The sequence below is a fragment of the Nonomuraea guangzhouensis genome (genome assembly GCF_019396345.1).
Lineage (GTDB): Bacteria > Actinomycetota > Actinomycetes > Streptosporangiales > Streptosporangiaceae > Nonomuraea > Nonomuraea guangzhouensis.
Map to the genome: position 1 here is coordinate 20,004 of NZ_JAHKRM010000011.1, position 20,347 is coordinate 40,350.

The window sequence follows — 20,347 nt, forward strand, 5'->3', positions numbered from 1 at the left end:
CTGTATCAGTAGTTTCGGACGTAGCCCGACATTTAACCCTAATGACATCAAGTGGCCGGACGGCCGGGACGCCATCCGCGGCGGCGGCCCAGCGGAATGAGCGCCGCCGCGGCCGCCGCGGCGGCCGCGATCCCCAGCGCGCCGACCGTCACCAGGAGGGCGACGTTCGTCGCGTGCTCGTCCGGCTGCGGCGCCTTGGCCACCGCGTCGGCGGGCAGCGGCGAGGGCGGCGGGGGGGCGACCACGGGGGCGCCCGCCGGGTCGAAGGACAGCGACGCGGTGACGGCCATCAGCGGGTTGACCATCCCGGCTCCGGTGCCGGTGCCCACCGAGCCGTCGGCCGTGGCGGTGATGCGCTGCCGGACCTGCTGCTGGGTGAGCTTGGGGAAGCGGGCGCGGACGAGCGCGGCGACCCCCGCCACGTACGGCGCGGCGAAGCTGGTGCCCTCCAGGCCGCGCATGTAGCTCTTGCCCGTCCACGGGGCGGTGATGTCCACGCCCGGCCCGAGCACGCCGACCGGCGTGGCCGTGTTGGAGGAGTCGGCGCGGCGGCCGTCGCTGTTGGCCGAGCCCACGGCGAGCACGCCGTCGTAGGCCGCGGGGTAGGCGGGCTCGGGTGGCCCGTCCTCCTTGGTGATGTTGCCGGCGGCGGCCACGATCACGATGTCCCTGGACAGCGCGTACTGGACGACCGCCTTCAGGTCGGGATGGTCGGCGGCCCGCACCGAGACGTTGATCACGTCCGCCTTGCGGTCCACGGCCTCCTTGATCCCCTTGACCAGGTCGGCGACCTGGCCCTCCTCGCTGTTGCTCTGCTTCACCGAGATGAGCTGGACCTCGGGGGCGACGCCGTGGAAGGGGACGCCGGCGAGGTAGCGGCCGGCGATGATGCCCGCGACGGCGGTGCCGTGCCCCACGCAGTCGCGGTAGCCGGTGTGGGTGATGTCGATGAACTTGGAGATCTGGATCTGCGGGTGCTGGTAGTCGACGCCGCTGTCGACCACGGCGACCTTCACGCCCGCGCCGCGGGTGATGCGCCACACGTTCTTGATGTCGAGCCTTCGCTGCGCCCACGGCTCGGTGCCGGGCAGTTGCGTCGTCCCCTTGCGTGGCTTGCACTCCACGGGCGCGCTTCTCTCGGCCCGCACCTGCACCTGCACCTGCTCCGCGGCGAGCGCGGGGGCCGAGGTGAGCTGCAGGGCGAGCACGCCCGCCGCCAGGGTCCGTCCGATCATGGCGGAAGAGCGTAGCTTGCCTACCTGAACGAAAAGAAGCCCCGGTGGTCAGACCGGGGCCTCTCCGCGAGGCTCAGCGGGTCGCGGACTCGATGTTGCCCCGGTAGGTGTTGATCACCCGGGAGGCCTCCTGAAGCTCTTCCGTCATGCGCTGGAAGGCCGTCCGGTAGTTCTGCCAGGCCCCTTGGAAGCGCTCGGCTCCCGGGCCCGTCCAAGCGGTGCCGACCTTGGCGGCCTCGCGGTCCAGCGCGGTCATCGTGGTGCGCACCGCCTCGGACTGCTGGTTGAACTGGGTGGCCATCTGCTGCATTTCCGCGGGGTCGCCACCGAGCAGGCTCTGGCTCATGCATACCTCCTGGATCGACTGAAAGCGCCCTCAACATAAGCGCGTCACTCACGCCTCGCTCCTGTTATGCCGAGCGGCTATGGTCTTCCAGAGGAATATTCGGATCTAAGGAGATTCCGGCCATGCGCGAGGTTGTGGTCACCGGCGGTGGCACCGGGATCGGCTACGCGATCGCCGCGGCGTTCGTGGCCGCGGGCGACCGCGTCACGATCACCGGGCGGCGCGAGCAGGTGCTGAAGGAGGCCGCGGCCCGGCTCGGCGCCACCTACCTGCCGTTCGACGCCGCCGGCCCCGCCGCCGTGAAGGACGCGGCGGGCCGCCTGCCCGAGCGGGTCGACGTCCTGGTCAACAACGCGGGCGGCAACACCAACCTGGACCGGCGGCAGTCCGACGACCTGCTGGACGTGGCCGAGGGCTGGCTGGCCAACCTCAACGCCAACCTGCTGTCCGCCGTGCTCGTCACGACCGCGCTGCTGCCCCGGCTCGCCAAGGGCGGGCGGATCATCACGATCGGCTCGATCGCCGCCCGCGGCACGGGCTCCGGCTCGTACGGCGCGGCCAAGGCGGCCGTCGAGGCGTGGACCGCCGACCTGGCCGCCCAGCTCGGCCCCCGGGGCATCACCGCCAACGTCGTCTCCCCCGGCCTGGTGCTCGACACCGAGTTCTTCCGCGGGCGCCTGACCGAGGAGGGCATCAGGGCCCGCGTCGAGAACACCCGCAACGGCCGCCCCGGCACCCCGTCCGACGTCGCCGACAGCGTGCTCTTCCTGGCCTCTCCGGGCGCGCGGCACCTGACGGGGCAGGTGATCCATGTGAACGGCGGCGCTTATCTGGGTCGCTGACCGGCGGCCGACAGCGAACACTTACACTCCGTCTCAGTGCCCGGCGCGGAAGGATGCCAAGGAAAGGACGTAGGTCGGTGCAGAAGGTTCTGATCGCCAACCGGGGCGAAATCGCCGTCCGGGTCGCACGGGCGTGCAAGGACGCCGGGATCGGCAGCGTGGCCGTTTACGCCGACCAAGACCTCGACTCCCTGCACGCCAAGATCGCCGACGAGGCGTACGCGCTGGGCGGCCAGTCCCCCGCGGAGACCTACCTCGACATCGGCAAGCTGCTGGAGATCGCCCGGCGCTCCGGCGCCGACGCCGTGCATCCCGGTTACGGGTTCCTGGCCGAGAACGCCGACTTCGCCCAGGCCGTCATCGACGCGGGCCTGATCTGGATCGGCCCGCCGCCGGCCGCCATCGCCGCGCTCGGCGACAAGGTCCAGGCCAGGCACATCGCGCAGAAGGTCGGCGCGCCGCTGGTCGCGGGCACCAAGGACCCGGTCTCGGGGGCCGAGGAAGTGGTCGCCTTCGCCGAGGAGCACGGGCTGCCCATCGCGATCAAGGCCGCGTACGGCGGCGGTGGCCGCGGCATCAAGGTCGCCCGGCGGCTGGAAGAGGTCGCCGAGCTCTACGAGTCGGCCGTACGCGAGGCCATCGCCTCGTTCGGCCGCGGCGAGTGCTTCGTGGAGCGCTACCTCGACCGCCCGCGGCACGTCGAGACCCAGTGCCTGGCCGACCGCGACGGCAACGTGGTCGTGGTCGGCACCCGCGACTGCTCACTCCAGCGCCGCCATCAGAAGCTGGTGGAGGAGGCGCCCGCGCCGTTCCTGTCCGAGTCACAGGTCGAGACCCTCTACACCAGCTCCAAGGCGATACTCCGCGAGGCCGGTTACGTCGGCGCGGGCACCTGCGAGTTCCTCGTCGGCCAGGACGGCACGATCTCCTTCCTGGAGGTCAACACCCGGCTGCAGGTCGAGCACCCGATCACCGAGGAGGTGTCGGGCATCGACCTGGTACGCGAGATGTTCCGCATCGCCGACGGCGAGTCGCTCGGCTTCGGCGACCCGGCGCCACGCGGTCACTCCTTCGAGTTCCGCGTCAACGCCGAGGACGCCGGCCGCAACTTCCTGCCCGCGCCGGGCACGCTCACCGTCATGCGCCCGCCGTCGGGTCCTGGTGTGCGGCTCGACTCGGGGTTCGAGGCCGGGATGACCGTGCCTCAGACGTTCGACTCGCTGGTGGCCAAGCTGATCGTGACCGGCCGTACGCGTACGGAGGCGCTGGAGCGCTCACGCCGGGCGCTGGCCGAGTTCGAGATCGACGGCATGCCGACCGTGCTGCCCTTCCACCGCGCCGTCGTGTCCGACCCGGCCTTCACCGCCGAGCCGTTCGCCATCCACACCCGGTGGATCGAGACCGAGTTCGACAACACGATCGCGCCCTACGCGGGCGACGGCGCCGCCGACGAGCCCGCCGCGCGCGAGTCGGTGACGGTCGAGGTCGGCGGCAAGCGCCTCGAAGTGGTCCTGCCCGCCGGCCTCGGCACGTCCGGCGTCTCCAGGGGCGGCGCGCAGCCCGCGGGCAGGAAGCCCAAGCGCGGCGGCGCGAAGAAGCCCGCGGCGGGCGGCGACACGCTGGTCAGCCCGATGCAGGGCACCATCGTCAAGGTCGTCGTGGCCGACGGCGACACGGTGGCCGAGGGCGACGCGATCGTGGTGCTCGAGGCCATGAAGATGGAGCAGCCGCTGACCGCGCACAAGGCGGGCACTGTCACCGGCCTGACCGCCGCGGTCGGGCAGACCGTCACGTCAGGGGCCACGATCTGCGAGATCAAGGACGCTTGACCTCCAGAGGTTCCAGGAACCTTGACCACGCCCCGCGCTCGGACGGCTCCATACGGGTAACGTGCATATGCAAAGGAACTTTGTTGAGCGCCCGTTCGTCATCCTGAGCGAAGGAGGCTTGCTGCCAATGACCCATTCGCTGCGCCGAGCAGGGGCCGCGATCGCGGCTCTGATCGCCGGTCTTTTCGTCGTACTTGCGCTGTCCCCTGCCGCCAACGCGGCGGCCGCACCCCCTGACGCATCGAGCGTTGTGTCCTATTGGAAGGACAAGAAGGATCCGCTCTTCGTGCAGTCGGGCTCGTCGCTGACCTCGGACCAGCAGTCCGACATCCGCGACACGTTGCAGGATTCCAAGAGTGACATCTACGTCGCGGCGCTGCCCGACGGCACATTGACCTCGTCGTCTGACGCCAAGCAATACCTCAACACCTTGGGCTCGGCCACCGCGGCCGCCAAGGGCGGGGGCCGGGTCACCGTGGCCGTGCTCGACGGCAACTCCCTGTTCGCGGAGTCCAATTTCGGCAAGCCCGGCCTCACCGACCAGCTGGCCAAGCTGGCGGTGCGTAACCACGACGACGTCGTGTCCGGCATGAATGACTTCGTGGAGCGGGTCAACCTCGCTTCCGCCGGCAAGCGGTCCGCGCTCGACTCGGGCGCCGTGGGCGGCGGTGGCGGCAGCGGCGCGCTGATCGCCCTGGGCGCGCTCGTCGTGGTCGGCGGCGGCGGCTACTTCCTCTACTCGAAGAACAAGAAGAAGAAGCAGGCCATCCAGGACGCCAAGGACCTGGCCGCGGTCAAGCAGACCGTGGAGGAGGACGTCACGAAGCTCGGTGAGGAGATCACCACGCTCGACGCCGACGTCGCGCTCTCCGGCCAGAGCGGCCAGCACATCACCGAGTGGCAGCAGGCGCTCGACTCCTACGAGAAGGCCAAGACGCAGCTCGCGACCGTGCAGCGGGCCGACCAGGTCCGCGAGGTGACCCAGACGCTGGAGGACGGCCGCTACTGGCTGGCCGTGGTGAAGGCCAAGGTCAACAACCAGCCGGCCCCCGAGCGGCGGGCGCCCTGCTTCTTCAACCCGCAGCACGGCCCGTCGGTGCGTGACGTGCGCTGGGCGCCGCCCGGTGGCGCGGTGCGCGACGTGCCCGCCTGCTCGGCCGACGCGGAGGCCGTGGAGCGCGGCTTCGACCCGCAGATGCGGGAGGTCATGGTCGACGGCCAGCGGCGTCCCTACTACGACGCGGGCCCGGCCTACCAGCCCTACGCCTACGGCTACTACGGCGGCTTCGGCGACGTCATGACCGGCATGTTCGTCGGCACCCTGATGGGCAGCATGCTCAGCGGCGGCTTCGGTTACGGCGGCTTCGGCTACGGCGGCGGCTTCGGTGACGGTGGCGGCGGCGACATCAGCGGTGGCGGCGGCGACTTCGGCGGCGGAGACGGCGGCGGCTGGGGTGACTTCGGCGGCGGCGACTTCGGTGGTGGTGACTTCGGCGGCGGCGACTGGTAACCCGTCCAACGAATGATCGGGCGCGTTCCCCTCTGGGGGACGCGCCCGATTCTTGTTGACGCCGGGTCAGATCCCGATCTGCGCCTCGGGCTGCATCAGGCGGCGGGCCGCCTCGGTGATGGATCCCGACAAAGACGGATAAACCGCGAAAGTGTGGGCCAGTTGGTCCACCGTGAGCCGCTGCTGCACCGCCACGGAGAGCGCCAGGATCAGCTCGGACGCCCTCGGCGCCACCACCACGCCGCCCAGCACGATCCCGGTGTGCGGACGGCAGAACAGCTTGACGAAGCCGTCGTTGAACCCCTGCATCTTCGCCCGGGCATTGGTGGCCAGCGGCAGCTTGACCACGTTGGCCTCGATCTCGCCGGCCTCGATCGAGCGCTGCGCGACGCCGACCGCGGCGATCTCCGGGTCGGTGAAGATGTTGGAGGCCACCGTGGCCAGGCGCAACGGCTGAACGGCCTCACCCAGCGCGTGCCAGACCCCGATGCGGCCCTGCATGGCGGCGACCGAGGCGAGCATGAGCACGCCGGTGCAGTCGCCCGCCGCGTAGACGCCCGGCGCGGAGGTGCGCGAGACCTTGTCGACCTTGATGAAGCCGTTTCTGTCGAGCTGGACCCCGGCCTCCTCCAGGCCGATGCCGCCCGTGTTGGGCACCATGCCGACCGTCATCAGCGCGTGGGAGCCCTCGGCCGTACGGCCGTCTTCGAGCGTGACCACGACGCCGTCGGCGGTCCGCTTGACGGAGGCGGCGCGCGAGCGGCCCATGACGTTCATGCCGCGGCGCCGGTAGACCTCTTCGAGGACCTCGGCGCCGTCGGCGTCCTCGTTGGGCATCATCCGGTCCCGGCTGGAGACCAGCGTGACCTCGGCGCCCAGCGAACGGTAGGCGCCCGCGAACTCGGCGCCCGTCACCCCGGAGCCGACCACGATCAGATGCTCGGGCAGCGCGTCGAGGTCGTAGAGCTGGCGCCAGGTGAGCACGCGTTCGCCGTCGGGCTCGGCCCCCGGCAGGATGCGCGGCGTCGCGCCGGTCGCCACGATGACCACGTCGGCCTTGATCGCCCGGTCGCCCGCCTTGACCAGCTGCGGGTCGGCCAGCCGCCCGCGGGCCTTGATGATCTCGACGCCCTCGGCGGCCACCCGGGTCTCGATGTCGGCCGACTGGGCCTGTGCCAGCTCCTTGACCCGTTTGTTGACCAGCGGCAGGTCGACGCTCGCCACGCCGACGTCGCCGTCGAGCCCGCCGGTGAAACCGACGCCCAGCGAGGGCGCGTCGAGCAGGGCCTGCTTACGTACGGAGGTGGCGATGAGGGTCTTGGACGGCACGCAGTCGGTCAGCACGCACGCGCCGCCTGGTCCGTCCTGTTCGACCATGGTGACCTGCGCGCCTAGCTGCGCTGCCACCAGGGCCGCCTCGTAGCCGCCTGGTCCGCCACCGATGATCACGATCCTCGTCACGTGCCCATTCTCCCGCATGGCGCGCGCTGACGACGAACGGGGCGGCCTCTCGCCCGCTACTCTTATCTGCTGTGCCTGTATACGCGGCCTACGGCAGCAACATGGACCCCGAGCAGATGGCCATGCGCGCCCCTCATTCCCCGATCCGGGGTGTGGGCTGGCTGCAGGGTTGGCGCCTGACGTTCGGCGGCGACGACATCGGCTGGGAGGGCTCGCTCTCCACCATCGTCGAAGACCCCGACGAGCACGTGTTCGTCGTCCTCTACGACGTGCCCGAGTCGGACGCCAACTCGCTGGACCAGTGGGAGGGCGCCGTCCGCGGTCTTTACCACAAGGTGCGGCTGCGGGTGCAGACCCTCGACGGCGAGCAGGTGGCCTGGTTCTACGTGCTCGACGGCTACGAGGGCGGCCTGCCTTCCGCCCGCTACCTGGGCATCCTGGCCGACGCCGCCGAGCGCGCGGGCGCCCCCGACGACTACGTCAAGGAGCTGCGGGGACGCCCCTGCAGGTCGATCGGCGACTAGCTCAGCGGCTGGTCCTTGGTCTCCTTCAGCGCGAAGACATAGACCAGCGTGGAGACCAGGGCGAGCGCCGACATATACCACGGGAAGAGTCCCGAGTTGCCCGCGTCCTTCAGCGCCGTGCCGATGAGCGGCGCGGTGCCGCCGAAGATCGCGACGGTCAGCGAGTACGGGAAGCCCGCCCCCGCCGCCCGCACCCGGGTCGGGAAGAGCTCGGAGTTGACCGCGGCCGAGACCGAGGTGAAGCAGCCGAGGAAGATCATGCCGAGGCACTGGATGAACAGCAGGCTGGAGAAGGAGTTCGTCAGCATGCCGAGCAGCGGCACCGGCAGGATCGTGAACGCCAGGCCGAAGGTGATCAGCATGGGCCGGCGCCCGATCCGGTCCGAGAGCATGCCGAGCAGCGGCTGCAGGAACATGAAGAAGACCAGCGAGATCGTGCTGACCGTGAGCGACTCGCCCTTGTCGAAGCTCACGTTCTGCTGGGCGTAGGTCGGCAGGAAGGTCGTCCAGGTGTAGTAGGCGACCGTGCCCGCCACGGTGATACCGACGATCAACGCGGCCTTGGTCGGGTAACGGACCAGGAACTCGAACAGGCCAGGACGCTCCGCCTTGCCCTCCTGGATCTCGCTGACCACCGCGCTGGTCTCCTCGGCGCCCTTGCGGATCCACAGGCCCACGAGGCTGATGACCGCGCCGACGACGAACGGGATGCGCCAGCCGTAGGAGTTCATGTCGGCTTCGACGAGGGTGGCGGCCAGCAGCGCGGCCAGGCCGGAGGCGAGAAGCTGGCCGATGGTGGTGCTGACGTACTGGAAGCTCGAGAACAACCCGCGGCGCCCGGGAGGTGCCGACTCGACCAGGAACGTGGTGGCCGCGGCGAACTCGCCGCCGACCGAGAGTCCCTGGATGAGCCGCGCCAGCGTCAGGATGATCGGCGCGAGCACGCCCGCCGCCTCGTACGTCGGCGTGATCGCCAGCAGCAGCGAGCCGCCGCCCATCAGAATGATCGTGAACGTCATCGCAGCCTTACGGCCGTACCGGTCGGCGAACGCGCCCACCAGCAGGCCGCCCAGCGGGCGCATGAAGAAACCGACCGCGAACACCGCGAAGGCGCTCAGCACCGGGACCAGACTGTTCGTGCCGGACTTGGGGAAGATCTGCTCGGCGAAGTAGACGGTCAGGAAGCTGTATGTGTACCAGTCGAACCACTCGACGACGTTGCCGATGCTGGCCGCCATGAGCTGGCGGACACGGCTCTTGGGAATGCCGACTGGGGATGAGGCCACGGGGGAAGTAGCCACGGGGGCTCCTTTGCTGACAACTGCGATGATGGCTTACTGTGCATTCGGGCGACCGAAACAGTCAAATGCCTCGCCACATATTTACAAACCCGACATAGAGACGGCTCCCTGTGGATGTTCTCGACCGGCGCCTGGTCGCCGCCCTCCAGATCAGCCCCCGCGCGGCGTGGGGCGAGATCGCCAGGGCCGTCGACGAGCACGAGCGCACGGTCGCGCGCCGGTTGCAGCGGCTGATGGCCGATGGCATGGTGCGCGTCACCGCGATCTATGACGACCTGCGTTCGGGCCACGGGCGACCCGTGCACCTGCACGTCCAGGTCCGTCCCGGTGCGGCGGCGCAGGTCGCCAAGGCGCTGGCCGACCGGCCCGACACGCGCTCGGTCTACTCGCTGACCGGAGCCGCCGACCTCGCCTGCGAGCTGGTCGCCCGGACGCGTGAGGAGCTGCACGACATCCTCACCGCGGAGATCAGCGAGATCGACGGGGTGCTGCAGACACAGACGCAGGTCGTGCTCCACACGTTCAGGACCGTGGCCGAATGGCACGCGCCCTACCTCAGCGAGCAGGAGGCGGCCCAGCTCCGCCCGGCCATGCTCCATGATCCCCTTCCCGATCAGGACGGTCTGTCACCTCTGGAGCAGGAGATCGCCGAGCTGCTGGCCGGTGACGGCAGGATCGCCTTCACCGCGATCGCCGAGCGGCTGGACATCTCCGTGCCCACCGCGCGCCGACGGGTGTCCTCGCTGCTCGAACGGCGGGTGCTGCTGCTGCGGGCCGAGGTCGAGCCCGCGCTGCTCGGCCTGGAGGTGGAGGGCAAGCTCTGGCTCAAGGTCCGCCCGTACGGCCTCGACCGGGTCGGCCAGACACTAGCGGCGCACCCCAGCGTGCGTTACTGCGCGGCCACCTCGGGCACGCATTCTCTGATCGTCCAGGTCGCGGTGGCCCATGAGGCCGACCTCTACCGTTTCCTGACCGGTGTCGTCGGCCCCCTCGACGAGGTCACCGACTTGGACGTCACCCTGATCACCCGCGCCTACAAGCGCGGTCACCTCCGCAAGTCCGGCCTGCTCACCCTGGAGAGGACCCCATGACGCCCGCTGAGAACGAAGTCGCCGACCTCTGCGCCGAACTGATCCGCGTCGACAGCAGCAACTACGGGGACGGCAGCGGCCCCGGCGAGCGGGCCGCCGCCGAGGCCGTCATGGCCAGGCTGGACGAGGTCGGCATCGAGGCCACCTACATCGAGAGCGAGCCGGGCCGGGGCAACGTCATCACTCGCGTCGAAGGCGCCGACCCGTCGCTGCCCGCGCTCCTGGTCCACGGCCACCTGGACGTGGTGCCCGCCAACGCGGCCGACTGGTCCGTCGACCCGTTCGCCGGCGAGGTGCGTGACGGCTACATCTGGGGCCGGGGCGCGGTGGACATGAAGGACATGGACGCGATGATGCTGGCCGTACTCCGGCAGCTCACCCGCGAGGGGCGCAAGCCGCGCCGCGACCTGGTCTTCGCCTGGCTCGCCGACGAGGAGGCGGGCGGCACGTACGGCGCCAAGCACCTCACCAAGCACCACCCCGAGCTGTTCGAGGGCGTCACCGAGGCGATCAGCGAGGTGGGCGGCTACTCCCTGGAGGTCGACCCGTCGCTGCGGCTCTACCTGATCGAGACCGCGCAGAAGGGCCTCGGCTGGATGAAGCTCATCGCCGACGGCACCGCCGGGCACGGCTCGATGCTCAACACCGACAACGCGGTCACCGAGGTGGCCAAGGCCGTGGCCAGGATCGGCGCCCACGAGTGGCCGATCACCCTCACCCCGACGGTCCGCCAGTTCCTCACCGAGGTCGCGGACGCGTTCGGCCTGCCCTTCGACGAGGACGACCCGGCGCCCCTGCTGGACAAGCTCGGGCCGCTCGTCCGCTTCGTCGGCGCCACCCTGAACCACACCGCCAACCCGACCCAGCTCAACGCCGGCTACAAGTCGAACGTCATCCCCGGCCAGGCCACGGCCGTGATCGACGGCCGCTTCCTGCCCGGCCACGAGGACGAGTTCTTCAAGACCATCGACTCGCTGATCGGGCCGGGCGTACGCCGTGAGTTCGTGCACCACGACATCGCGCTGGAGACCACGTTCGACGGCGCCCTGGTCGAGTCGATGATCGCGGCGCTGAAGGCCGAGGACCCGGCCGCGCGGGCCGTGCCCTACTGCATGTCCGGCGGCACCGACAACAAGACGTTCTTCGCCGATCTGGGCGTGCGCGGGTTCGGGTTCGTGCCGCTGCGGCTGCCCGGGGACATGGACTTCGCGTCGATGTTCCACGGCGTGGACGAGCGGGTGCCGGTGGACGCCCTTCAGTTCGGGGTACGGGTGCTCGACAGGCTCCTCCTAAACTACTGACGTGAGCAACGACCCGTACACCCTGGCCAGAGCGGCTGCCGACGCGCTGAGGAGCGCGTCCGGCCTCGACACCTTCGACGTGGCCCTCGTCATGGGGTCCGGCTGGGTGCCGGCCGCCGACGCGATCGGCGAGACGGTCACGGAGATCCCCTTCACCGACCTGCCCGGCTTCTCGGCTCCGGCCGTGGCCGGGCACGGCGGCAAGATCCGGGTCATCCGCACCCCCGGCGGACGGCACGCGCTCGTCTTCCTCGGCCGCAGCCATCTCTACGAGGGCCGCGGGGTCGACTCCGTCGTCCACGGCGTACGCACCGCGGCCGCCGCGGGCGTCGGCACGATCGTGCTGACCAACGCGGCGGGCGGTCTGCGCCCCGAGACGCAGCAGGTCGGCGACCCGGTGCTGATCAGCGACCACATCAACATGACCGGTGCCAACCCGATCACCGGCACCACGTTCATCGACCTCACCGAGGTCTACTCGCGGCGGCTGCGGGCGCTCGTCCACGAGGTCGACCCGACCATCTCCGAGGGCGTCTACGTGGCCTTCCGCGGCCCGACCTACGAGACGCCCGCCGAGATCCGCATGCTGCGCACGCTGGGCGGCGACCTGATCGGCATGTCCACCGTCCTTGAGGCCATCGCGGCCCGTGAGGCCGGTCTCGACGTGCTGGGCGTCTCCCTGGTCACCAACCCGGGGGCGGGGCTGGCGGACGAGCCGCTCAACCACGAAGAGGTCCTGCAGGTCGGCCGCGAGACGGCGGCCCGCATGGGCACGCTGCTGTCCAAGATCGTGGACCGGCTCTGACCGGCGACCCGGCTCCCCCGTCCCGCGTGATCTCGCCGACCTGACTCGTGAGGCCCGACCGTGACCACTGATCCGACCCCCGCCGCCTCCCCTGACCGACCCTCCCCTGACCGACCCGGCTGGGCCGCCTCTGACCAGCCCGGCTGGGCCTTCCCGGGCCAGCCCGGCTGGGACTCCCCTGACCAGCCCGACCCGCGAGGCCGGCAGTGAGCGCCGACCTGGCCCGCGAGGCCCGTCTCTGGCTGGCCCAGGATCCCGATCCCGAGACCAGGGCCGAGCTGTCGGCCCTGCTCGAATCCGGCGATGACGAGGCGCTGCGTGACCGCTTCGGCGCCCGGCTCGAGTTCGGTACGGCCGGCCTGCGCGGCGAGCTGGGCACCGGCCCCAACCGGATGAACCGGGTGACCGTCATGCGGGCCGCGGCGGGTCTGGCCAAGGTGCTCGGCCCCGGCAGGCACGTCGTCATCGGCTATGACGCCCGCCACAAGTCCGACCTGTTCGCCCGCGACACCGCGGCCGTGCTGACCGGTGCCGGGCTGCACGCCTCGCTGCTCCCCTGCCCGCTGCCGACCCCCGTGCTGGCCTTCGCCGTCCGCCACCTCGGCGCCGACGCCGGGGTGACGGTCACCGCCAGCCACAACCCGCCGCGCGACAACGGCTACAAGGTCTACTGGGGCGACGGCTCCCAGATCGTGCCGCCGATCGACGCCGAGATCTCCGCCGCCATCGAGGCGGTGGGCCGCGTCGACGAGTTGCCGCTCGACGGACCCGGCACGCTCACCGAGCTGGGCGAGAGCATCATCGACGACTACATCGACGCGGTGACCGCGCTGCCGCTCGGCGACGCGCGCGAGCTGCGGGTCGCCTACACGCCGCTGCACGGCGTCGGATCGGCCACGCTGACCGGCGCGTTCCTGGCCGCCGGGTTCGAGAGCCCGATGGCCGTCGAGGAGCAGCGCAATCCCGACCCCGAGTTCCCGACGGTGGCGTTCCCCAACCCGGAGGAGCCGGGCGCGATCGACCTGGCCGTGGCGCTGGCCGTCAAGATCAACGCCGATGTGGTGCTGGCCAACGACCCCGACGCCGACCGCTGCGCCGTGGCCGTGCCGCTGGGCGACGGCTCCTGGCGCATGCTGACCGGTGACGAGGTGGGCGGCCTGCTGGCCGAGCACGTGATCACGCACACGTCCGGCGATCGCATGGTGGCCACCACGATCGTCTCCTCGACGCTGCTCAGCAAGATCGCCGCCGCCCACGGTGTCCGCTACGGCGAGACGCTGACCGGCTTCAAGTGGATCATCAAAGCGGGCCCCGGGCTGGTCTTCGGGTACGAGGAAGCGATCGGCTACAGCGTCGGCTCCGACGCCGGGCTGCCGGTCCACGACAAGGACGGCATCGGCGCCGCCCTGACCGTGGCCGGCATCGCCGCGGCGGCCAAGCGCGCCGGTCGGACCCTGCTCGACCTGCTCGACGACCAGGCCAGGCGTTACGGGCTGCACGCGACCGCGCAGCTGTCCGTCCGGGTCGACGACCTGTCGCTCATCGCCGGCGCCATGGCCCGGCTGCGCGCCGACCCCCCGGCCGCGCTCGGCGGGCGCGCGGTCGAGCGGGCCGACGATCTGCGCCTGGGTGACGGCGGGCTGCCGCCTACCGACGGGCTGCGCTACACGCTGTCCGGCGACGCCCGGGTGGTGGTCCGGCCTTCGGGGACCGAGCCCAAGCTCAAGTGCTACCTGGAGGTGGTCGTGCCGGTGACCGGGCCGGTGGGTGATGCCCGGGCGCTGGCCGTACGAGAGCTCGACGCCCTGAAAGCCGACGTCGGCGCCGCACTCGGCCTCTAGGCACCACCCCGGCATCGTCAGGCCAGGCGGAACTCCAGGTCGGTGTCCCAGTTGCCGGGGTCGGGCTCGACGCGCGGGTCCGTCTGGTAGAGCTCCAGGCGGCAGCCCCAGTGCTCGGTGTCGCCGTCGCGCGTCATGTCCCACTTGAGGCCCTGCTTGTCCGCCCAGAGCAGGAGGTTCTCGATGACGCCGACGAGCTGGTCGGGGTGGCCGTGGTGGCGTACCGTCGCGTAGCGGCCGGCCGGCAGGTGAGCGGCGAAGATGTCATGCTCGCCCGCCACCGGGGCCGCGACCGGCACGCCCGCCTCGACCTCCAGCCGGTCGGCCGGCATGTCGATGGCGAGGTATCTGAGGAACGGCGCCCCGGCGGGTGCCACGCCCCGCTCGGCCAGCCAGCCGATCAGCTCGCCGATGCGGTCGGCCACCAGACCGAAGGTGGTCATGCTGATGGTCCTGCGGATCCCCACGTAGGGGCGGTCGGGATGGTCAATGATGTGCGGCATAGTTCTGCCCTCCTTCACTTACCTAGACGATCCGGGCCCCCGAAACTCATCGGCTAGACCGGTGCCACGTCGATCTGGAGCTCCGTCACCCATTCGGCCAGGTCGTCCGGGCAGTGCAGATAGACCTCCCTGCCCAGGCCGCTGGCCCGGTAGCCGTTCTCCTCGATCCAGTGCGCCAGCGCCTGGAACGTCGAGCCGACCTCCTCCATCGAGCCGTGGTGGATGATCGTCGCCGCCGTCTCGATGCCGGGCAGGGCGACGATCTGGAAATCGTGACGGTCCTCTGGTCCCACCGTCACGGGGAACGCGGCGTGCACGATGACCGCGCCGTCGTCCTCGGGGATGTAGTACGCGATGCCGGGGCCCGGTGTGGTCACCTGTGCCGCCTCCAGCCGTTCGCAGAGCTCGCGGTACAGCGGCTGGATGACCGGGCCGATGTCCTCAGCCTCGTAGCTGGCGGCCTTCGCGCTGAGCTCGGCGACCCTGACCGCGGCGACCTGCTTGAGCACGACCTCGTCCGTCTTCATGTGCCCCTCCGTCTCGATGCTTCGGAGCCTCGCCTCGACGCCGCGCAGCCTGGCCAGGTCGGCGCTGATCCGCGCCTCCAGTTGCGCGCGGCGCAGCCGGACCATGCCGTGCAGCTCCTCCGTGCTCACCTTGTCGTCGAGGATCGCCCTGACCTGCTCCAGCGTGAAGCCGAGGTCCTTGATCGCGACGATGCGGTTGAGCCTGGACAGCTGCGCCGCCTGGTACGAGCGGTAGCCGGTGGCCGGGTCGACGTGCGCGGGCCGCAGCAGCCCTATCGCGTCGTAGTGGCGCAGCATGCGCACGGACACGAGCCCGAGCCTGGCGAAGTCTCCAATACTGAACATGACTCCTCCAGGTGTAGGGCCTGACACGGTGTCAGGGTCAACGCCATGGCGGCGCCCCGCACCTCTGGCTAGATCACGACCGCCACTACCACGAGCGCGATCGCTGCGGCGAGCACCGCGAACGAGTCGATCGCCCAGCTGGCGTGGGCGGGCGGGGCCTCCACGTCGCGGCGCCGAGCCGACTCCGCCCGCTCGGTGATCTGCTCCCCCACCCAGTCGGCGTGCGTCTTACCGGCGAACGCCTCCGCCGCGGCCTGCTCCGCCTTGCTCAGCGTGGGCTCGGTCTTGAAGCGACCGCGCTGCTGCTTGGGCGCGGCCCGGCGCTGCGCCCTGGCCCGCTCGCGAGCCGTGCTCATCGGCGTCCACAGCCGCAGCATCTGCTCGGCGCCGTAGCTGACGTTGATGGTGTGGCCCACGACCACGTCGTTGACCGACGCCCACGGCACGAACGTCGAGCGGAGCGGGTTGCGCCCCTCCAGCCCCTCCTCGGTCACCACGGTCGCGGGCCGGAGCGCGACCAGGTAGACCACGGCGGTCAGCGCGCCCAGCACGGCACCCGCCACCAGCGAGGGCTTGCCGTTGTAGCGGGCGGTCAGATCCCAGACGTTGAAGGCGACGAACGCCAGCCACACCCACCCGAGCACGAAGGCGGTCTTGGAGCGATAGATCTGTTTCACGGCTGCCACTTCATCCGTGCGAACCCGGGCTTGATCACACCGTTGATCAGCGCCAGCCGTTCGTCGAACGGGATGAACGCCGACTTCATCGCGTTGACCGTGAACCACTGCAGGTCGTCCCAGCCATAGCCGAACGCCTCCACCAGCTTGTCGAACTCGTGCGACAGGCTGGTGCGGCTCATCAGCCGGTTGTCGGTGTTGACCGTCACCCTGAAGTGCAGGCCGCGCAGCAGCCCGATCGGGTGCTCGGCGATGGAGTCGGCGGCCCCGGTCTGCAGGTTGGAGGTGGGGCACATCTCCAGGGGGATGCGCTTGTCACGGACGTACGCGGCCAGGCGGCCCAGCTTGGCCGAGCCGTCGCCGGACACCGAGATGTCGTCGATGATCCGCACCCCGTGCCCGAGCCGGTCGGCGCCGCACCACTGGATGGCCTGCCAGATGGACGGCAGCCCGAACGCCTCACCGGCGTGAATCGTGAAGTGCGCGTTCTCCCGCTGCAGGTATTCGAACGCGTCGAGGTGCCTGGTGGGCGGGTAGCCCGCCTCGGCACCGGCGATGTCGAACCCCACCACGCCGACATCCCGATAGCGCACGGCCAGCTCGGCGATCTCCATCGACCGCGCCTGGTGCCGCATCGCGGTCAGCAGCGTGCCGACCTTGATCTCGCGCCCCGCGGACCCCTGCCTGAACCCCTCCAGCACCGCCTCGACCACCTGATCGAGGCTGAGCCCCGTGGTGGTGTGCTGCTCGGGCGCGAACCGCACCTCGGCGTAGACGACCCCATCATCGGCGAGATCCTCGGCGCACTCGGCGGCGACGCGGATCAGCGCCTCGCGCGTCTGCATGACGCCGACGGTGTGCTGGAACGTCTCCAGGTAGCGTTCGAGCGAGCCCGAGTCGGCCGCCGCCTCGAACCACTCCCGGAGGTTGCCTGCGTCGGTGGTGGGCAACTCGCCATAGCCGCTGTCGCGAGCCAGCTCGACGATGCTCTCGGCCCGCAGGCCGCCGTCAAGATGGTCATGCAGCAGCACCTTGGGCGCCCGTCGGATCTCGTCAAGCGTGGGCCTCATCCGCCCATGATATGCGCCTCCGGCCCACGAACTTTTCGCTCCGACACGGCGGCATACTCATCGAATGACCATCGACAAGATCGCCTGGGTCCACCTCCAAGACGGCAAGATCCTCAGCACCCGATCACGGGGCAAGGACGCCTACTACATCCCCGGCGGCAAACGCGAGCCGGGCGAAACCGATCTCGACACCCTCATCCGAGAGATCGACGAAGAACTCGCCGTCGCCATCATCCCGGCCAGCGCGACCCACTTCGGCACCTTCCAGGCCCAGGCACACGGCCACGCCAACGGCGTCACCGTCCAGATGACCTGCTACACCGCCGACTACCGAGGAACACCCACCCCGAGCAGCGAAATCGAGGAGCTCACCTGGCTGACCTACGCCGACCGGGACCGCGTATCCCCCGTCGACCAGATCATCTTCGACCACCTGCACCAGACGGGCCGGCTCACCTGAGAGCAAGCGTGATGCGTGAGACGGCCGGCTGACGTCCCAGGAAACCGGCCAAGAACACGCCGTAACGGCGCCCGGCCCCGTGCGGGTCAGAGGCCGTCTCCCTGGAGGCCCTCAACCACGTGCGGCGTTTGGCGGTGGGGCGGCGGTGCCGTAAAAGAAAAAGTATTCAGATGCGGTTCGCGGCGTCCGGGGAGAAGGCGGGCAGGCAGACGGCGATGTATTCGGCGCCGTCAGGACCCGTGCTGTAGCGGATCTTCTCACCCGGCTCCGTCACCACGGACTGCCCGGCAGTCACCTCGACGGTGCCGTTCGCGTGTTCGACCAGGAGCGTGCCGCGCAGTACGACGGTGTACTCCGTGAACGACGGCGTTTGGGCGGGCTCGTCCCAGCCGGGCGGGGCGACCATGTGGGCGATGGAGACCGCCTCGTCGCCGCTGTTCACCCGCCCCACGTGCTCGTCGATGAGCTTGCCGCCGGGCACCGGGATGCGGGTCGCCGCCTCGATCTTTCTTACCACCAGGTCAGTGTGCCACGTCGATGACGAGCCGGTCAGGGCCGGTCTGCTCTTTCAGGTCGAACGCCGCCTGGTGGTCGAGCACGAGGCCGACGCCGACGTAGCCCTCGAAGTCGCCGGTCTTGACCACATGCGTGATGTTGCCGAGCTTGGCCGGGAAGACGGGGCCGCCTTTCCAGGTGGGCGCGCCCTTGGCGTCGTGGGCCTCGGCGGGGTTGAGCAGGATCTGGAGGTACGCGCCGCCGGGGACGTGGAAATTCTTGCCCGAGCCGTCCTGGAGCAGCTTCGCCACCCATTGGGCGTTGTAGCCGGGCATGGCGCCTTTGAGGTCGATCACCACGCGGTCGTAGGTGTCATGAGCGGCGTATCGGACGCCCAGCACGATCGCGGGGTCGCCGCCGCCGTGATCTACGTCCACCTCGACCTTGCTCGTCGACGTCGACGATGACGACGACTGCTGCTGCTTGACGTAGCTCGGCGTAGGCGCACTACTGACCGTCGTCGATGGAGTGGCGGCGGCCTTGGGTATCGCACTCGCGGTGGTGCCGCCCGATGGGGTCGAACCGCACGCGGTCAGTACGGCGAGACAGGCGACGGCGACGAGAGCGGCGGCGTGGGCTGGTCGGAGCCCAGACGAATGCCCGGGCGCGGATGACGGGCGCATACCAGAGTGATTCCCCAGTACAGGGGCCCACAAGCAGGCCCCGCGCGGTGGACCACCGCGCGGGGCCGGACAACGAATCGGTCAGACCGTCTCCAAGACCTTCCCGTCCTCCTGCTCGGCCACCGCCGGCTTCCGCGCCCGCAGTCCGGTGGCCGAGATCGCCACCCCCACCAGCGCCAGCACCAGCGACACCACGATCGCCGACCGCAGCGTGTCGATCGACAGGGTGGTACCACTTGAGGAGAGCACCGCCGAGACCACGGCGAGCACGATCGCGCCGCCCACCTGTCCGGAGGTGTTGAGCAGCCCGGAGGCCAGCCCCTGCTCGTCGTCGTTCACGCCGTTCGTGGCCTGGATGTTCAGCGGCGCGAACGACAGCGCGAACGCGATCCCCAGCAGCAGCATGCCGGGAATGACCAGACCGCCCAGGCTGGGCCGCTCGTCGATGCCCAGGAACATCGCGTAGCCACCGGCCAGCGCGGCCGCGCCGATGGTGGACAGCTTGGTGGTGCCGAACCTGTCGGCGAAGTCGCCCATCTTGGTCGAGGTGATCGCGACGAGCAGTCCGGCGGGCAGGAACGCCAGCGCGGTGCCCAGTGCCGACCAGCCGAGCAGGTTCTGGAAGTACTGCATGGCCACGAACTGGAAGGCCACGTAGGAGCCCATCAGGATGAGCAGCCCCAGGTTCGCACGGACGAGCGAGCCCGAGCGCAGGATGCCGAGCCGCACCAGCGGGTGCTTCATCCGGAGCTCGGCGAAGACGAACAGGCCGAGCAGCGCGGCGACGGCGACCAGCGAGCCGATCGTCCGCACCGAGGCCCAGCCGGCCTCGGGCGCCTGGACGACGGTGAAGACGAGCAGCAGCATCGAGGCGGTGATCAGCACGGCGCCGATCAGGTCGTGGCCGCCTTCGGCCCGCTCCTCCTCGCCACGCGGCAGCACCTTGAGCGCGGCGACCAGCGCGATGATCGCGACCGGTACCGGCATCAGCAGCGTCCACCGCCAGCCGATCTCGGTCAGCAGGCCGGACAGCACCAGCCCGAGCGAGTAGCCACTGGCGCCACACGCGGTGAAGATACTGAGCGCCTTGTTGCGCTCAGGGCCCTCGGGAAACGTGGTCGTGATGATCGAAAGCGCGGCCGGCGCGGTGAAGGCGGCGCCCACCCCCTTCACGAACCTGGCCACGATCAGCAGAGTGCCGTCGTCCACCAGCCCACCGAGCAACGACGCGATGGCGAAGACGCCCAGCGCGACCAGGAACACCCTGCGTCGCCCGAGCAAGTCGGCGGTCCTGCCACCCAGCAGCAGAAGACCGCCATAACCGAGCACGTAGCCGCTGACAACCCACTGCAGAGAAGAGGTAGAAAGGCCCAGGTCGTGCTGGATCGCGGGCAGCGCCACACCGACCATCGACACATCAAGGGCATCAAGGAAGATCACTGCACAGAGCACGACGAGCGCGCCCCAACGGGATGAAGAAGAGGACATGGGTCAGTACACT

The 20,347-nt window shown here is 70.1% G+C and carries 20 protein-coding genes; 9 read left to right on the forward strand and 11 right to left on the reverse strand.

Annotation, left to right across the window (positions count from 1 at the left end):
- Nucleotides 1-47 precede the first annotated feature (47 nt).
- On the reverse strand, nucleotides 48-1,235 hold the full coding sequence (locus KME78_RS23285; RefSeq protein ID WP_219531265.1) for a S8 family serine peptidase: 1,188 nt from the start codon (nucleotides 1,233-1,235) through the stop codon (nucleotides 48-50).
- Between the two features lie 73 nt (nucleotides 1,236-1,308).
- Entirely contained in the window at nucleotides 1,309-1,581 is a 273-nt protein-coding gene (locus tag KME78_RS23290; RefSeq protein ID WP_219531266.1) for a WXG100 family type VII secretion target, read from the reverse strand.
- 122 nt (nucleotides 1,582-1,703) lie between these two features.
- On the opposite strand from KME78_RS23290, the gene KME78_RS23295 reads away from it, so the two are divergent.
- The 3 genes from KME78_RS23295 (at nucleotide 1,704) to KME78_RS23305 (ending at nucleotide 5,762) form a co-directional block, all read left to right on the forward strand.
- The gene (locus KME78_RS23295) at nucleotides 1,704-2,423 is read left to right on the forward strand and encodes an SDR family oxidoreductase (RefSeq protein WP_219531267.1); all 720 of its coding nucleotides are present in this window, start codon (nucleotides 1,704-1,706) and stop codon (nucleotides 2,421-2,423) included.
- A gap of 77 nt (nucleotides 2,424-2,500) precedes the next feature.
- On the forward strand, nucleotides 2,501-4,252 hold the full coding sequence (locus tag KME78_RS23300) for an acetyl/propionyl/methylcrotonyl-CoA carboxylase subunit alpha (RefSeq protein WP_219531268.1): 1,752 nt from the start codon (nucleotides 2,501-2,503) through the stop codon (nucleotides 4,250-4,252).
- A gap of 127 nt (nucleotides 4,253-4,379) precedes the next feature.
- The gene (locus KME78_RS23305) at nucleotides 4,380-5,762 is read left to right on the forward strand and encodes a hypothetical protein (protein WP_246651722.1); all 1,383 of its coding nucleotides are present in this window, start codon (nucleotides 4,380-4,382) and stop codon (nucleotides 5,760-5,762) included.
- A 66-nt stretch (nucleotides 5,763-5,828) separates the two neighbouring features.
- Here KME78_RS23305 and KME78_RS23310 read toward each other — a convergent pair whose 3' ends face one another.
- Nucleotides 5,829-7,223 carry an NAD(P)H-quinone dehydrogenase gene (locus KME78_RS23310; RefSeq protein WP_219531269.1) on the reverse strand — a complete coding sequence of 465 codons (1,395 nt, stop codon included), beginning with the start codon at nucleotides 7,221-7,223 and terminating at the stop codon, nucleotides 5,829-5,831.
- Nucleotides 7,224-7,294: 71 nt separating this feature from the next.
- Between KME78_RS23310 and KME78_RS23315 the strand changes: the two genes are divergently transcribed.
- Nucleotides 7,295-7,747 carry a gamma-glutamylcyclotransferase family protein gene (locus KME78_RS23315; protein ID WP_219531270.1) on the forward strand — a complete coding sequence of 151 codons (453 nt, stop codon included), beginning with the start codon at nucleotides 7,295-7,297 and terminating at the stop codon, nucleotides 7,745-7,747.
- Here the strand turns inward: KME78_RS23315 and KME78_RS23320 are convergent.
- Nucleotides 7,744-9,048 carry an MFS transporter gene (locus tag KME78_RS23320; protein WP_308127098.1) on the reverse strand — a complete coding sequence of 435 codons (1,305 nt, stop codon included), beginning with the start codon at nucleotides 9,046-9,048 and terminating at the stop codon, nucleotides 7,744-7,746. The two genes, KME78_RS23315 and KME78_RS23320, sit on opposite strands and share 4 nt — an antisense overlap.
- Before the next feature lie 110 nt (nucleotides 9,049-9,158).
- On the opposite strand from KME78_RS23320, the gene KME78_RS67265 reads away from it, so the two are divergent.
- The 4 genes from KME78_RS67265 to KME78_RS23340 all read left to right on the forward strand — a co-directional run bounded on the left by KME78_RS67265 (nucleotide 9,159) and on the right by KME78_RS23340 (nucleotide 14,086).
- Nucleotides 9,159-10,139, forward strand: a complete 981-nt coding sequence (locus tag KME78_RS67265; protein ID WP_219531271.1) for an Lrp/AsnC family transcriptional regulator — start codon at nucleotides 9,159-9,161, stop codon at nucleotides 10,137-10,139.
- Nucleotides 10,136-11,440 carry a M20/M25/M40 family metallo-hydrolase gene (locus KME78_RS23330; RefSeq protein ID WP_219531272.1) on the forward strand — a complete coding sequence of 435 codons (1,305 nt, stop codon included), beginning with the start codon at nucleotides 10,136-10,138 and terminating at the stop codon, nucleotides 11,438-11,440. The genes KME78_RS67265 and KME78_RS23330 overlap by 4 nt, the downstream gene beginning before the upstream one ends.
- A 1-nt stretch (nucleotide 11,441) precedes the next feature.
- On the forward strand, nucleotides 11,442-12,245 hold the full coding sequence (locus KME78_RS23335) for a purine-nucleoside phosphorylase (RefSeq protein ID WP_219531273.1): 804 nt from the start codon (nucleotides 11,442-11,444) through the stop codon (nucleotides 12,243-12,245).
- A 206-nt stretch (nucleotides 12,246-12,451) separates the two neighbouring features.
- Entirely contained in the window at nucleotides 12,452-14,086 is a 1,635-nt protein-coding gene (locus KME78_RS23340; RefSeq protein ID WP_219531274.1) for a phospho-sugar mutase, read from the forward strand.
- Between the two features lie 17 nt (nucleotides 14,087-14,103).
- Here the strand turns inward: KME78_RS23340 and KME78_RS23345 are convergent, their stop codons facing one another.
- The 4 genes from KME78_RS23345 to KME78_RS23360 all read right to left on the reverse strand — a co-directional run bounded on the left by KME78_RS23345 (nucleotide 14,104) and on the right by KME78_RS23360 (nucleotide 17,208).
- Nucleotides 14,104-14,589, reverse strand: coding sequence for a GyrI-like domain-containing protein (locus KME78_RS23345; RefSeq protein ID WP_219531275.1), 486 nt, complete (start codon nucleotides 14,587-14,589; stop codon nucleotides 14,104-14,106).
- A gap of 53 nt (nucleotides 14,590-14,642) precedes the next feature.
- Nucleotides 14,643-15,461 carry a MerR family transcriptional regulator gene (locus KME78_RS23350; RefSeq protein ID WP_219531276.1) on the reverse strand — a complete coding sequence of 273 codons (819 nt, stop codon included), beginning with the start codon at nucleotides 15,459-15,461 and terminating at the stop codon, nucleotides 14,643-14,645.
- Between the two features lie 68 nt (nucleotides 15,462-15,529).
- Nucleotides 15,530-16,138 carry a PH domain-containing protein gene (locus KME78_RS23355; RefSeq protein ID WP_219531277.1) on the reverse strand — a complete coding sequence of 203 codons (609 nt, stop codon included), beginning with the start codon at nucleotides 16,136-16,138 and terminating at the stop codon, nucleotides 15,530-15,532.
- Nucleotides 16,135-17,208 carry an adenosine deaminase gene (locus KME78_RS23360; RefSeq protein ID WP_219531278.1) on the reverse strand — a complete coding sequence of 358 codons (1,074 nt, stop codon included), beginning with the start codon at nucleotides 17,206-17,208 and terminating at the stop codon, nucleotides 16,135-16,137. Before KME78_RS23360 ends, KME78_RS23355 begins: the two co-directional genes overlap by 4 nt.
- Nucleotides 17,209-17,272: 64 nt before the next feature.
- Here KME78_RS23360 and KME78_RS23365 point away from each other — a divergent pair, with 64 nt between their 5' ends.
- On the forward strand, nucleotides 17,273-17,668 hold the full coding sequence (locus KME78_RS23365) for an NUDIX hydrolase (RefSeq protein WP_219531279.1): 396 nt from the start codon (nucleotides 17,273-17,275) through the stop codon (nucleotides 17,666-17,668).
- Between the two features lie 166 nt (nucleotides 17,669-17,834).
- Here the strand turns inward: KME78_RS23365 and KME78_RS23370 are convergent, their stop codons facing one another.
- The 3 genes from KME78_RS23370 to KME78_RS23380 all read right to left on the reverse strand — a co-directional run bounded on the left by KME78_RS23370 (nucleotide 17,835) and on the right by KME78_RS23380 (nucleotide 20,286).
- A complete protein-coding gene (locus KME78_RS23370) occupies nucleotides 17,835-18,185 on the reverse strand; it encodes a cupin domain-containing protein (RefSeq protein ID WP_219531280.1) in 351 nt (116 codons plus the stop codon).
- A gap of 4 nt (nucleotides 18,186-18,189) precedes the next feature.
- The gene (locus KME78_RS23375; protein ID WP_219531281.1) at nucleotides 18,190-18,846 is read right to left on the reverse strand and encodes an AMIN-like domain-containing (lipo)protein; all 657 of its coding nucleotides are present in this window, start codon (nucleotides 18,844-18,846) and stop codon (nucleotides 18,190-18,192) included.
- A gap of 81 nt (nucleotides 18,847-18,927) precedes the next feature.
- On the reverse strand, nucleotides 18,928-20,286 hold the full coding sequence (locus KME78_RS23380) for an MFS transporter (RefSeq protein WP_308127099.1): 1,359 nt from the start codon (nucleotides 20,284-20,286) through the stop codon (nucleotides 18,928-18,930).
- Nucleotides 20,287-20,347 lie beyond the last annotated feature (61 nt).

Bases quoted from the DNA above. Each gene is read 5' to 3' on its own strand.
- KME78_RS23285 (WP_219531265.1), bottom strand. From the start codon at position 1,235: ATGATCGGACGGACCCTGGCGGCGGGCGTGCTCGCCCTGCAGCTCACC.
- KME78_RS23290 (WP_219531266.1), bottom strand. From the start codon at position 1,581: ATGAGCCAGAGCCTGCTCGGTGGCGACCCCGCGGAAATGCAGCAGATG.
- KME78_RS23295 (WP_219531267.1), top strand. From the start codon at position 1,704: ATGCGCGAGGTTGTGGTCACCGGCGGTGGCACCGGGATCGGCTACGCG.
- KME78_RS23305 (WP_246651722.1), top strand. From the start codon at position 4,380: ATGACCCATTCGCTGCGCCGAGCAGGGGCCGCGATCGCGGCTCTGATC.
- KME78_RS23330 (WP_219531272.1), top strand. From the start codon at position 10,136: ATGACGCCCGCTGAGAACGAAGTCGCCGACCTCTGCGCCGAACTGATC.
- KME78_RS23345 (WP_219531275.1), bottom strand. From the start codon at position 14,589: ATGCCGCACATCATTGACCATCCCGACCGCCCCTACGTGGGGATCCGC.
- KME78_RS23350 (WP_219531276.1), bottom strand. From the start codon at position 15,461: ATGTTCAGTATTGGAGACTTCGCCAGGCTCGGGCTCGTGTCCGTGCGC.
- KME78_RS23360 (WP_219531278.1), bottom strand. From the start codon at position 17,208: ATGAGGCCCACGCTTGACGAGATCCGACGGGCGCCCAAGGTGCTGCTG.
- KME78_RS23365 (WP_219531279.1), top strand. From the start codon at position 17,273: ATGACCATCGACAAGATCGCCTGGGTCCACCTCCAAGACGGCAAGATC.
- KME78_RS23375 (WP_219531281.1), bottom strand. From the start codon at position 18,846: ATGCGCCCGTCATCCGCGCCCGGGCATTCGTCTGGGCTCCGACCAGCC.